The organism is Draconibacterium orientale (assembly GCF_900111425.1).
Lineage (GTDB): Bacteria > Bacteroidota > Bacteroidia > Bacteroidales > Prolixibacteraceae > Draconibacterium > Draconibacterium orientale.
Genome location: NZ_FOHT01000001.1, coordinates 1 through 13459, shown reverse-complemented (window position 1 = coordinate 13459; position 13459 = coordinate 1). Strand labels below are relative to the sequence as shown.

Genomic DNA, 13459 nt, shown 5'->3' with positions numbered 1-13459 from the left:
CAAATTTATCTTTACTTTGCAGCCTGAAAAGAAAGAAGAAAAGTTATGGCGAAGAAAAGGGTAAATGTGGTAACCATGGGGTGTTCGAAAAACCTGGTTGATTCGGAGGTTTTACTAAACCAGTTGGAGAAGGGGAAATTTGAAGTATTGCACGATTCAAACGAAACCAATTTTGATGCAGTATTTGTAAATACCTGTGGTTTTATTCACGATGCCAAGCAGGAATCGATTGATATGATTCTGGATTATGCCGAGGCTAAAAAACGTGGCGAGATCGATAAGCTTTACGTTATGGGATGTCTCTCGGAGCGTTATCACAACGAGCTGGAGGCTGAGCTGCCCGAAGTAGATAAATACTTTGGAAAGTTTGATATGAAAGCCATGGTTGAAGAGCTGAAAGTTACCTACGCGCCCGAATATATTTACGAGCGCAAAATTACCACGCCATCGCATTTTGCCTATCTGAAAATCTCGGAAGGTTGTAACCGTTCGTGTTCGTTTTGTGCCATTCCGAAAATGACGGGACGCCACAAATCACGCACCATCGAAAGTTTGGTAAAAGAAACTCGTTACCTGGCCAAAAAAGGAGTGAAGGAACTGTTGCTTATTGCCCAGGACCTTTCGTATTACGGAATCGATTTATACGGTAAAAACCAGTTGGCTGAACTGATAAATGAGGTTTCGAAAGTGGAAGGAATTGAGTGGATTCGTTTGCACTATTTGTATCCTACCAAATTCCCGATGGAGATTTTGCCGGTAATGCGCGAAAATCCCAAAGTGTGCAAATACCTTGACATGCCCTTGCAGCACATCTCAAACCGCGTGCTGAAAAATATGTTGCGCCATGTTACCCGCGAAGAAACAGAAGCTTTAATTGCCAAAATAAAAGAAGAAGTTCCGGAAGTAGTTATTCGCACAACCATGTTGGTTGGTTTCCCGGGCGAAACAGAGGAAGATTTTAATGAATTGAAAGAATTTGTACAAGAGCAGAAATTCGGTCGATTGGGTGTTTTCCCGTATTCTGATGAAGATGGTACGTATGCGGCCAAAAAATTCGATGACAATTTGCCCGAAGAGGTAAAACAAGCGCGTGCCGACGAAATTATGGAAGTGCAGCAATATATTTCTGCCGAACTCAACCAGCAAAAAGTAGGGAAGGAGTTCGACGTGATTATCGACAGAAAAGAAAGCGATTACTATGTTGGACGTACCGAATTTGATTCGCCCGAAGTTGACGGCGAAGTTTATATTACCACCGACGAAGAATTAAAAAACGGCACCATTGTTAAAGTGAAAATAACAGGTGCCGAAGATTATGACTTGTACGGAGAATTGATTTAAAACAATTTATAGTTTTTCCATCTCCATTTCATTTATTTCTTTACCCCAGTTCGGATGAAGCGGTGATTCCGGTTCGAATTTGTCGAATTTTTCTTTTGCCGTTTCAAAATGAGGACGGGCAACTTCTGCGCCGCCACCAAATTGTTCGGGCATATTAAACAAGGTAATTGCGCGCAAATAGTAACTTCTCGGATTTTCCGGATTCAGCGCAATTGCTTTATCGATTGCCGCATTCATTTTAGGCATGTATTCAATTCCTCTGGTCATCGGATCTACCGTAATCCGCGATGGAATAAGAAATGCCTGAAGTGAATATAATTCCGATTCATCGGGAGCAATCTTAAGCGCTTTGTCCAAAAATTGTTGCGCTTTATCCAGGTAAGCATCTCTCTTGTTAAGGTCCTGATCGAGGTAACTGATCACGATAATTGAATACGATGCGTAATACAACGGCAGCCATTCCGAGGTTTCGGTCATGCTGATTCGTTCAAAAGTATTTGCAGCCTCCTGAAACTTGGCCACAGTTTCCGAGCTGTTCATTTTTTCGAGGGCAGCAGTCATTGCTGACTCGTAATTTTTTCGCTGTGCTGCGGCAGTCAAAACTACCAGGCTAAAAATAAGCGTTAATAAAGTTTTCATGATTATTTGTTTTAGTTTATAATTGAAATGATAGTAGAAATACAATAAGTCGTTTTTGCCCCGGCACGATGGCTTGCGATTGGTAAACTCCATTGTTGTCGGGTGTTTGAGCGTAGTTGTAACCAAATACATTGTTAAATCCCAAAACGTTGTTTACGATAACATGCGCTACGGTTTGCGTGTTGAAAAGGTAAAACAGGTGTGTGAATCCGAAACTTACATCGTTGTAGGTTTTGGTTTTTCGGACCATAAATTCGGGCGTGTTCGGGTTATCGTACGGACGTCCGCTGGCAAAAGTGTATGAGCCCGAAATAAATGAGTTGATCTTTGTAAAATACTGCTTGTAAACCACCGAAAGGTTGTGTTTCGAAACGTAGTGAGGCGTTACTTTTATTGGGTAATCGCGGTAATTCCGTTTTGAATCGATCCACGAATATGAAATCCAGTAATCGGCTTTTCCAAACTGTTTTTGGTCGCGCCAGAAAACGTCAATTCCCCGGGAATAACCGCTACCGGAATTGTTGTAATTTCCGGGTTCTGCTGAAAATTCTTCATCAAATTTTACCAGATTGGTATAGTTTTTATTGTAGGCTTCAATGCGCAACGTGCGACTGTCTTTTTTATACTGCCAGGTTAAAATGGAATGCGTTGATGTTTCAGGAGCCAGCTCGTCGGTGAATTTCAGGTAGTCGTCGCCAGGATTCTGAAAAAACTTTCCATACGCGGCAGAAAGCTGGCTGCTCTTGCCGGTTTTTACTGCTCCCGAAAATCGGGGAACGGCATTCAATTCATTGATGAGTGAGTTATATTCTGTTCTGACTCCGGCTTTTAAAGCGAGCTTTTTTGTTACTTTCCATTCTGATTCGGCAAAGCCTGCAAACAGGTTGTTGTTGAATGAAAGCTTGAAATTTCCATCCATTTCAATGTCCTGATCATACTTGTAAATCAAAGCTTCAGCACCGAAAGTTGTTGTAACATCTTTAATGGAATAATTGGATAAGGTAAGTTTAAACTGGCTGCTGTTTCGCGAAGTAGCAATTTCATCCGAATCTATATCCATATTCTCCTGATCGATGTTAAAAGCTACACCGGTTTGTATCATCCATCCTTCATTCAGCATTTCGTTATAGGTGGTGTTCGAATACAAATTTTTATTGCCCAACGAAACTTCCTGAAAGGCAGCTTGCTCAAAATTGTCGTATAGCAAACTGCTGGTGTCGTAATTAAAAGTGGCAAACGATTTAAGCATTCCTGTTTCGCTGGTTTTGTGCCGGAACAGCATGGTCGAGCCAACAATAGCCGGTTCTTGCAACCACTCAACATTTTGTTTAAATAGCTTGTTACTGAGCGTCGTATTTAGATACTCGCCACTAATGGACAGCGAAGTATTTTTCCATCTTTTTGCATGCGAACCCTGTAGTCCAACCGAAAGAACAGAGATACTTGATTTGGTTTCCGGTTCCAACGCAACGGTATTTAACGCTACAATCGACGAAAGTGCCTGCCCGTATTCGGCCGAATAACCTCCGGTGCTAAATACCGATCCGTTAAAAAGGATAGGGGAGAACCGCCCGCGTGTTGGCAGGTCGGGCATTTTCGAATAGTATGGCGTGTTTACCAGCATGCCGTCCATAAAAGTTTTGGTTTCGTAACTTTCGCCACCACGTACAAAAAGCCGTCCTTCTTCGCCCACTGTAAGCGAACCGGGTAATTTGCCAAAAGCTCCAAAAATATCACCGTTTGCTCCTGCCGTTAGTGTCACATCAAGCGGTTTTAAAACCACTGATTTCTTTTTGTCGCTGGCTTCAAAAGTTCCGGCGTTGATTATTACTTCGTCTAGTTCGCTAATTTCCTCAATCAACACAATTTTTAAACCTGAAACATCTTCTGTGAGATTCAATGCTTTTCCATATGTTTCAAACCCTACGCAACTGGCAATTAATGTTTGTTCGCCGCTTGCATCTGTTTTAAAAGTGAATACTCCAAGACTATCGGTTGTTGTGCCATCGTAAGTTCCCTGTATAAAAATATTCACCCCGGCAATCGGGCTTCCTGATTCTGATAGAACAACTCCTGAAATTTTTACCTGGGCGTGTGCAAACAGCATCAGAAATTGAAGGAGCAGTATTAAACGTGTCTTCATGGTTTTTCTGTTTTATTGTTTTCGTACTTCAAAGTTCTTTCAGAAAAGGAAGAAGGAGAAATAAAAAAATACAGTTGGTTGGCTTTTTAGTACAAACGGGAATAATACGAGTACCAGCCGGAAGATGGTTGTGGAGCGAACAGGCTTCTTGTTTTTGGGAATATTGATGCTTCGCTACTGCTCATTGGCTACATCGAAACGCGTGTTTACGCCGGCAAGGAATAGTCCGATTTTCTGTCAAAGTTCAAGAATCCTCATTTTCGGGAATTGAAATATGCTTTTAATACCGATTTAACAACTAAATGTCACTTACTTTCACTTCGTTCAGTCTCCTTTTTTGTTGTTATATTGGCATTAACTCCCGAAAAGATTTCGGGACAGACTATAGTAAACTTTCTTATTGCCATGCGGCAAAATAAATACAATTGGTATAAACTCTTTTAAAAACGAAACCCATAATATGTAATTGCTGTAAAACTAAATCGAAAAGAATACGATTGTTCTTAAAGAAATTAGTGAAATTGTAAATTTTAAAGCATTAAACTACATTTTATGCCAGTAAAAAAACTTAAAGCATTTCTTGATGAAAACGATGTAAAGTACACTGTAATCAGGCATTCAAGTGCCTTTACTGCTCAGGAAATTGCAGCAAAAAGTCACATCTCGGGTAAAGAGGTAGCAAAAACCGTAATTGTAAATGTTGATGGAAAAATGGCAATGACTGTACTTCCTGCTTCGTACCAGGTTGATTTTGAACTGTTGAAAGACATTTTTGGATCGCAGCATGTTAATTTGGCGACCGAGGCTGAATTTCAACGCTTTTTCCCTGACTGCGAAATAGGAGCGATGCCACCATTTGGAAACCTTTATGATATGGAGGTTTTTGTAGCCGAAACTTTGGCTGAAGATGAAGAGATTGCATTTAATGCGGGAAATCACACCGAGATGATTAAAATGAGTTATGCTGATTTTGAGCGTATGGTTGAACCGCGGGTATTTAAGTTCTCGTGGAAAACTGTTTCGATGCCTGGCGACCCGAGCGAAAGATGGGCAATTGAATGAACAAAAAAAAAGGATTTCTGAAGTAGAAATCCTTTTTTTATATAACGTTTGTTGTTTGTCTTACATTAAGAAACTCAACAAAATACCGGCTGCTACTGCCGAGCCAATAACACCCGAAACGTTTGGTGCCATAGCGTGCATTAACAAGTGGTTAGTTGGGTCTTCTTTTAATCCCATGTGTTGTACAACCCTTGCACTATCAGGTACAGCTGATACACCAGATGCACCAATCATTGGGTTGATCTTGTTCTCTTTTTTCAGGAACAGGTTCATGATTTTGGCTCCGGCAACACCACCCGCAGTTGCAATAACGAACGAGCCGGCACCCAAGGCAAAAATCTTGATTGAAGCTGGAGTAAGGAATACGTCGGCCTGAGTTGATGCTCCCACAGTAATACCTAACAAAATTGTAATGGTATCGATAAGCGGGTTGGCAGCAGTTGTCGCCAAACGTTTTGTTACACCCGATTCTTTCAGCAAGTTTCCGAAGAACAACATACCAATAAGTGGTAATGCTGATGGTGCAATGTAAGCGGTTAGAATTAAACCAATAATCGGGAAAAGAACTTTTTCTGTTTTTGAAACCGCGCGTGGAGGTTTCATACGAATTAGACGTTCTTTTTTAGTAGTCATCAGTTTAATTACCGGCGGTTGAATAACAGGTACTAATGCCATGTAAGAATAAGCTGCAATTGCAATTGGCCCAATCAGGTTTTTCACCGTAGTTCCATCCGGCAGTACGTTTAGTCCATTTGCCAGTTTCGACGAAATGAAAATCGCAGTAGGACCATCGGCTCCACCAATAATACCAATTGCACCGGCTTCAGGCGCTGCAAATCCCAGGTAAATAGCTCCGAGGAATGTTAGGAAGATACCAATTTGTGCAGCAGCTCCCAGTAACATCAATTTCGGATTAGAGATTAACGACGAGAAGTCGGTCATCGCTCCAATTCCAAGGAAAATAATAGGTGGATACCACCCCTGAACAACTCCCTGGTAAAGGATATTCATAACCGAACCGGGTTCGTAAACACCTAATTTCAGGTTAAAGTCTACTACCTGGAACATTGGAATATTACCAATTAGAATACCAAAACCAATTGGTATAAGTAACATCGGCTCAAAGTCGTATTTAATAGCCAGGAATAGGAAAACAAATCCTATCAGCATCATAATTACATTACCCCAGGCGATATTTGCAAAACCGGAAAATTCGTAGAAATTGAATAATCCCGACATTGCTCCGCTGTAATGTTTGTATTCATGACCGTCGCCAACAAGTTTACCATTATCAGAAAGGTGTAACACTCGTTGCGGGAGTTTTACCATTTCTGTTTCGGTATCGTAACCTGTTGATTTATTCGGATCGGTATTGGCACGCAAGTGCGTAACCGGAACTTCGTTAAAGTTCAGAATCGCTTTATCACCGGAAATTGTAAAACGCCCTGTGTAACGCGTTTTTGCAGAGTCTAAAATAAACGCTCCGTGCTCTTCAAAAGTGAAGGTTTTAAAACGCTTTACAGTGCGTGGCTTTTCGGTTTGCGTTCCATCCTCTTTGTAGGTTGGAATAGGAACATATCCATCAGAATAGTTAACCCATTTCCCTTCTGTCAATACTTCGCTGATTTTTTCTGATTGCTCAGCACCAAAAACCGTTGGTGTAATAAAAATCAGTAGTAATAATAGTTGAAATATTTTTCTCATTGTAACAAAGGTTAACCGATTTCAATCAAAACATCATCCTGTAACACACTATCGCCAACACCTACTTTAATTGCTGTAACCTCGCCGGCTTTTGTAGTTTGTACCTGGTTTTCCATTTTCATGGCTTCCATAACCATTAGGTTTTGGCCTTCGGTTACTACATCGCCAACCGATACATTAATTTTTAGAATTGTGCCCGGTAGTGGTGCTGTTACTTTGTGTTTTCCTGTTGATTCTGATTTTTTGATCTGACCTTCGCCAGGCATCTTTTCAACAGGTTTACGAATCAGTTTCGGAGTTTTTGATGTTTTTACTTCTCCGTGAATCTCAACTTCGTATATGGTTCCGTTTACATCCAGTTCAGCAACATTGTCTTCAATGTCTTTTAAATGAACGTCGTAATCGTTACCACTGATTGTGAATTTATATTTTTTCATTGTATTCTTTTTTTACTCTTTCTATTCAGAATTATTTATCGCGGCCAGTTGTTTTGTACACTATAAATTTTTGAACTCCAAGGAGAGTACGATTTTTTCGTCTTTTTAATGGTAACGATGTTACTCTCTTCGTCGTGCAGTTCGTTAAAATACATGTGTAGGGCTAAACTGATTGCTGCAGTAACGTTACCTTCCATATATTCTTCGTCTTCTTTAACTTCAGCCTGCCCTTTGGTTTTATTTCTTTTCAGCTTCTCCTTGTTGAATTTCATGTTAATCAACTTTGGAGTATTGCTGAATACAATAACCAAACAGGTAAGTGCTGAGAAAACGATGCAGAATCCAACGATTGCAACCGTGTACCCAAACTGAACAGAACTGGCTAATAGAATTGATAATGGTTCCATAATTTGTTCTGTTTTTTAAAGTGGAATATTTGAATGTTTCTTAGGTGGATTAACCAGTTTCTTGGTAGCAAGGCTTTGTAATCCGCGAATAATTCTGAACCTTGTATTACGAGGCTCGATAACATCGTCGATATAACCAAAAGATGCAGCCTGATAAGGATTTGCAAATTTTTCTTTGTATTCCTCTTCGTGGTCGGCAATAAATTTAGCACGCTCTTCAGCATCCTCAATATCGCGTAATTTTCTTCCGTGAAGTACTTCAACAGCACCTGCAGCACCCATAACTGCAATTTCGGCAGTTGGCCAGGCGTAGTTAAGGTCGCCACGTAATTGTTTACTCGACATTACATCGTGCGCACCACCATACGATTTACGCAGTGTTATTGTGATTTTTGGAACAGTAGCCTCGCCGTATGCAAACATCAGTTTTGCACCGTGAGTAATAATGCCACCGTACTCCTGACGACTTCCCGGCAAGAATCCCGGAACATCAACAAGTGTGATAATTGGAATATTGAACGAGTCGCAGAAACGTACAAAACGAGCTGCTTTTACTGATGCATTAATATCGAGCACACCGGCTAAGTAATTTGGCTGGTTGGCAACAATACCAACTGGCTGTCCGTCGAATTTAGCAAAACCAACAACGATGTTTTTCGCATAGTTACGGTGAATCTCCAGGAACTCGCCATAGTCAGCAATGGTATGAATAACATCTTTAACTTCGTAAGGTTGGTTCGGATTGTCAGGAATAATTTCATTCAAGGCATCATCCAAACGATCAATTGGGTCGGTACTGTCAGTAACAATCGGATCTTCCAGGTTGTTTTGTGGCAGGTAGCTAATCAGTTTACGCAAGATCGAAATACCTTCCTGTTCGTTTTCAACAAGGAATTGAGCAACACCTGATTTAGATGCGTGAACTTTACCACCACCAAGATCTTCAACTGAAATGTCTTCGCCGGTAACTGTTTTAACAACTTTTGGTCCGGTTACAAACATATACGAGTTTTCCTCGGTCATCATAATAAAGTCGGTTAGGGCAGGAGAGTAAACAGCACCACCGGCACATGGTCCGAAAATAGCTGAGATTTGAGGAATAACTCCCGATGCCAAAATGTTACGCTCGAAAATTTCGGCATAACCGGCCAGCGAGTTCACACCTTCCTGAATACGAGCACCGCCCGAGTCGTTGATACCAATTACGGGAGCTCCTGCTTTCATGGCCATATCCATAACCTTGCAAATTTTCTGTGCAAAGGTTTCTGATAACGATCCGCCGAAAACGGTAAAGTCTTGCGAGAAAACGTAAACTACACGTCCGTCGATTGTTCCGTGACCGGTAACAACACCGTCGCCCAAAAATTTGGTTTTTTCTAAACCGAAGTTGGTACAGCGGTGTGTAACAAACATGTCAAATTCTTCGAAACTTCCTTCATCTAACAGAAGTTCTATTCTTTCGCGAGCAGTAAATTTGCCTTTTTTGTGTTGTGCTTCAATTCTTTTTAATCCGCCACCCAATTTAGCTTCTGCTCTAAGGTCGATTAACTTTTTAATTTTATCCTGGTTGCTCATAAAGTCGGTTATTATAGTTTCCTTATTCTTTTCCGCATAGTTCAGTTAGTACTCCCATGGTAGCTTTTGGGTGAAGGAAACCAATGTTAAGTCCTTCAGCTCCTTTTCTTGCTGTTTTGTCGATCAACTGAACGCCTTTTTCTCCCAGCTCGTTCAACGAATCGTTAACATTGTCAACAGCAAAAGCAAGGTGATGTACTCCCTGTCCTTTTTTCTCCAGGAATTTACCAATTGGTCCGTCAGGACTGGTTGATTCCAATAACTCGATTTTAGTGTCGCCAACCTGGAAGAAGGCGGTTTTTACTTTTTGGTCTGCCACTTCTTCAACGGCATAGCATTTTAGACCCAGCATCTCTTCGTAGTACGGAATAGCTTCTTCTAAACTATTTACTGCGATCCCAATGTGTTCTATATGTGAAATGTTCATGGTGTAAATAATTGTATTCTAAAAAATAAACAGATTTTGAGGCGGTTAGTACAGTTGTTTAGGTATTAATCGTTTCGTTACCTGCTTATTTAGAATGGTTATAAAATATTAATAGTCAAATTTTTAAATGCCTGCAAAGTTATTCTTCTAAAAATTCTCTATTCGCGAAAACCAAAAAACCTGAGTCTTTTGACTTACGATTTTAGAATTAGTTAATATTGGCTTGTTATTGTAATTTTTGTGAATGATTTTAGTCATAAAAAAAGCAGACTACCGTCTGCTTCTTTAACCATATGTCTTTTATTCGCCCCTTACATAATGGTAATGCGGACCGAATCGTTCAAACGATGCTTTGTCTAACGATTCCTGATGGTCGGGGTGAGCGATAGAAATCAGAAGTTTTGCTCTTTCCTGAAGCGTTTTACCATAAAGGTTAACTTTTCCGTATTCGGTTACCACCCAGTGCATGTTGGCACGAGTAGTTACAACGCCCGAACCTGAAATTAAAGTTGGGCTAATTTTAGAAATACCTTTATTAGTAACTGATGGAAGGGCAATAATTGGTTTACCTTTTTTAGAGTGACCGGCACCACGGATAAAGTCGATTTGTCCACCAACACCCGAGTAGTGAGTAATACCAATCGAATCGGCGCAAACCTGACCTGTTAAGTCGATAGCCAGTGCAGAGTTGATTGCTGTTACTTTGTCATTCTTACGGATGTTTGCTACGTGGTTGGTGTGTGCAACGTCCATCATGGCAACACGTGGGTTGTCGTCAACAAAATCGTAAAGTGCTTTCGATCCCATAAGGAACGATGCTACCATTTTTCCCGGATCAGTTTTTTTCTTTTTACCGGTAATAACTCCTTTTTCAACCAAAGGAAGAATACCATCGGCAAACATCTCGGTGTGTACACCAAGGTCTTTGTGGTTTCCTAATTGCGCCAAAACAGCGTTTGGTATACCACCAATACCCATTTGTAAACAAGCACCATCTTCAACTAATTCGGCGACATTGGTACCAATTTTAATATCCATGTCGGTAAGTGGAGCCGGATCGTGAACATATAAAGGAATGTCGTCTTCAACGAAAATATCGATTTCATCGATATGCATCATGGCATCGCCCCATGCTCGTGGTACATTTGGGTTTACAGCTGCAATTACCGTGTCGGCATTTTCAATAGCGGCGCGGGTGGCATCAACTGAAGTACCTAACGAAACATAACCATGTTTGTCGGGAACCGACACCATAATCATGGCAACGTTTACTTTTAAATAACCTCTGCGCATTAAACGTTGGGTTTCGCTCAGGAAAATTGGAATGTAATCGGCGTACCCAGCCTGAGTTTGTTTTCTCAGGTTTCCACCAACAAAGAATTGTTCAGAATGAAAGATTCCTTCGAATTCAGGATCGGCATAATCTACCTGGCCTTCGACATGGATATGCTGAATGGTAACATTGTGGAACTCTTTGTTGCGACCTCTCTCAACCATCGGTTTAATTAAGGTGTGAGGAGTGACGGCAACACTACTTAAATGGACTCTGTCTCCGGTTTTGATAACCTTAACAGCTTCTTCCGGTGATACGTACTTGATATTTTTCATGTTTTATCGGATTATAAAATACGGCTAATAATTTCAGGTGCGCAAAGATAGAAATTTAATCACCCCCACTATAATTCGAATATTATTTAGAAAGGTTCGATTGGGTTTGTAAACTTTGTGTTAAAGAAGACTCTTTGGTGTGAATTGTTTTGTGGAATGGGAGGATTACTGCTGTTTTGCTAACAGAAGGTTGATATAATAAGAGGAATATGTCTCATTTTGATTAAAAAATTAAAAATAAACTTACAAATTATCATTGTTTTTTTGAAAAGTTATTGATATCTTGAATACATTTCTTTGAAATAATTAACTTTTGTTTATTAATCAAACTGTTCACCTCTGATATGAATACCTATTACAAGAAGCTCCTGATCTTAAAATCGATTGAGTTTACCGACAATCAATTTGAATTGGCTTTAAAAAAAGCCGGTTACGAAATTACCACAGCCGTAAATGTTGAAGTGGTTTTAGAACGAATCGCCAGCCAAAAGGTTGACTTAATAATTTGTCCCCGAAAACTAAATGGTGAGTCGGGCTTTAGTATATTTAAACGATTAAGACCTTACTTGTTAACCACTGCTGTTCCGTTTTTTTTATTCCTGCAAAAATACGATGAAAAAGATATAATGATAGGATTGGAAATGGGGATCGATAATTTTATTTTCAAACCTATCGATATCGATTCTGTTATCAGAAAGGTGGACAGGGCCTTTTACAAAAGAACCGAATTAAATGTTTTTACATTAAAACATTTTAAGAAATATTTTTCAAAATCGGATGTGCCCATGTTTTTTCTGGAGGGGAACCAGGTAGCTTGCGTAAACGAAGCTTTTAAAAAGCTTGTTAAACGAAAAAGTGAGGATATGGAAAACCAGCGCTTCGATTGGTTGTTTTCTATCGCTAATTATGAAAAAAACGAATACCATTACAGGCAGTTTGTTAATGGCGTTACGGAAATATGTAAATTAAAAGAGGTGACTTGTTGTAGCACCAATGGGGTGAAATACAACATTAATCTGCATCGGGGAAATCAGTTTGATATCCGTTCAGCTTTTGCTGAAATATTACCACTGAATAATGATTTTGCAAAAGTTGATTCCAAATCGGATGAGAAGGAGGCGTTAAGCAGGCTCGATATTGCAAAAGAGAAATATGGTCTCACCAAAAGAGAATTGGAAGTTTTTCATTTATCGGCAAATGGGTTAACAGTGAAAGAATTGGCGGCTGAGCTCAAAATATCTGAACGAACCATTGAAAAACACCGGGCAAACATCAGGAGAAAAACGCAAACAAGAAGTATCCTGGAAACTATGTGGGTTATTGACTCTAATCATTAAGCATTTGTTCAATAGGTGCTTCGTTTTTAATCCCGATTGTCATCGTTTTTTCAATAGAGGAATAGCGAAAACCATATTTCCTCAAAAATTTTAATCAAAATGTTATTTTTTTTGGAAACCTTTTGCAATGCTGGATCTGGAATAAATGTATGCACAATAAGTGTAAAAAACTTAGTGAAACCACGTAATAATTTTTAAAGGGTCGTAAAACTACGTATTTCAATTGATTGGATACCTGCGTAATTTAGACATCGGAAAACAAGGAATTGCCCCCTAAGCGTTCCTCCGATCTCCGACGATAAAAATTAAGGGTTTATCTTCAGATCATTTCCATAAATAATTTTAACAAATCCCAACTGTTAAATCAACTTTTAAAATTAATGCTTTTGCATAAATGAATGCATGGTGTAACTGTGTAAAGTATGTTGATATAATATAAAATGTTAAACCAAATTATTATGGAAAGTAATTTCAAAATTGTTGAAAAAGTGTAAGCCACAATCACGTTAGAATCGTGACGTAGTACGTGGCACTCCGCTTGTTTCGGTAGATTATCAGGCTACGCTGATGAATACACCGGAAACTAATCCTGTCTCCTCGGGATTATCAAAATTAACAGTCTTTTTAAAAACAACTTAATTAAAAAAAATGAAAAAATTATTGAATATCCGTATTTAGTCATAGTCCAGTAATTCCAGCAATAACCAGCCTGTCAAAGAGTTTTTCTCCAAAATACCTCCGGTTTAGCTTGTAGACGAACTCATTCAAATACATTTGAA

At 39.6% G+C, this 13459-nt stretch carries 11 protein-coding genes and 1 pseudogene; 3 read left to right on the top strand and 9 right to left on the bottom strand.

The genetic code is table 11. The features are described 5' to 3' along the window. Positions 1-45: 45 nt before the first annotated feature. On the top strand, positions 46-1341 hold the full coding sequence (gene rimO, locus BMW53_RS00055; protein WP_038561752.1) for a 30S ribosomal protein S12 methylthiotransferase RimO: 1296 nt from the start codon (positions 46-48) through the stop codon (positions 1339-1341). Positions 1342-1347: 6 nt separating this feature from the next. On the opposite strand, the gene BMW53_RS00050 is transcribed toward rimO, so the two are convergent. Both BMW53_RS00050 and BMW53_RS00045 read right to left on the bottom strand, forming a co-directional pair. After that, positions 1348-1980, bottom strand: coding sequence for a hypothetical protein (locus BMW53_RS00050; RefSeq protein ID WP_074780017.1), 633 nt, complete (start codon positions 1978-1980; stop codon positions 1348-1350). 16 nt (positions 1981-1996) lie between these two features. Further along, entirely contained in the window at positions 1997-4123 is a 2127-nt protein-coding gene (locus BMW53_RS00045; protein ID WP_051567992.1) for a TonB-dependent receptor, read from the bottom strand. Between the two features lie 552 nt (positions 4124-4675). On the opposite strand from BMW53_RS00045, the gene BMW53_RS00040 reads away from it, so the two are divergent. After that, positions 4676-5185, top strand: coding sequence for an aminoacyl-tRNA deacylase (locus BMW53_RS00040; RefSeq protein WP_051567993.1), 510 nt, complete (start codon positions 4676-4678; stop codon positions 5183-5185). A 60-nt stretch (positions 5186-5245) separates the two neighbouring features. Here BMW53_RS00040 and BMW53_RS00035 read toward each other — a convergent pair whose 3' ends face one another. The 6 genes from BMW53_RS00035 to BMW53_RS00010 form a co-directional block, all read right to left on the bottom strand. Further along, positions 5246-6889 carry a sodium ion-translocating decarboxylase subunit beta gene (locus BMW53_RS00035; RefSeq protein WP_245748997.1) on the bottom strand — a complete coding sequence of 548 codons (1644 nt, stop codon included), beginning with the start codon at positions 6887-6889 and terminating at the stop codon, positions 5246-5248. Between the two features lie 11 nt (positions 6890-6900). After that, entirely contained in the window at positions 6901-7326 is a 426-nt protein-coding gene (locus tag BMW53_RS00030; protein WP_038561755.1) for a biotin/lipoyl-containing protein, read from the bottom strand. Between the two features lie 35 nt (positions 7327-7361). Further along, the gene (locus BMW53_RS00025) at positions 7362-7733 is read right to left on the bottom strand and encodes an OadG family protein (protein WP_038561758.1); all 372 of its coding nucleotides are present in this window, start codon (positions 7731-7733) and stop codon (positions 7362-7364) included. Positions 7734-7748: 15 nt separating this feature from the next. Further along, positions 7749-9308 carry an acyl-CoA carboxylase subunit beta gene (locus tag BMW53_RS00020; RefSeq protein ID WP_038561760.1) on the bottom strand — a complete coding sequence of 520 codons (1560 nt, stop codon included), beginning with the start codon at positions 9306-9308 and terminating at the stop codon, positions 7749-7751. Between the two features lie 22 nt (positions 9309-9330). Continuing rightward, positions 9331-9735, bottom strand: a complete 405-nt coding sequence (mce, locus tag BMW53_RS00015) for a methylmalonyl-CoA epimerase (RefSeq protein WP_038561763.1) — start codon at positions 9733-9735, stop codon at positions 9331-9333. A 300-nt stretch (positions 9736-10035) separates the two neighbouring features. After that, on the bottom strand, positions 10036-11343 hold the full coding sequence (locus BMW53_RS00010; RefSeq protein ID WP_038561766.1) for an acetyl-CoA hydrolase/transferase family protein: 1308 nt from the start codon (positions 11341-11343) through the stop codon (positions 10036-10038). A 344-nt stretch (positions 11344-11687) separates the two neighbouring features. Here BMW53_RS00010 and BMW53_RS00005 point away from each other — a divergent pair, with 344 nt between their 5' ends. Then, entirely contained in the window at positions 11688-12680 is a 993-nt protein-coding gene (locus tag BMW53_RS00005; protein WP_038561769.1) for a LuxR C-terminal-related transcriptional regulator, read from the top strand. Between the two features lie 678 nt (positions 12681-13358). Here BMW53_RS00005 and BMW53_RS20705 read toward each other — a convergent pair. Beyond that, positions 13359-13459 (bottom strand): annotated as a pseudogene (locus BMW53_RS20705) (IS1595 family transposase); the annotation flags it as partial.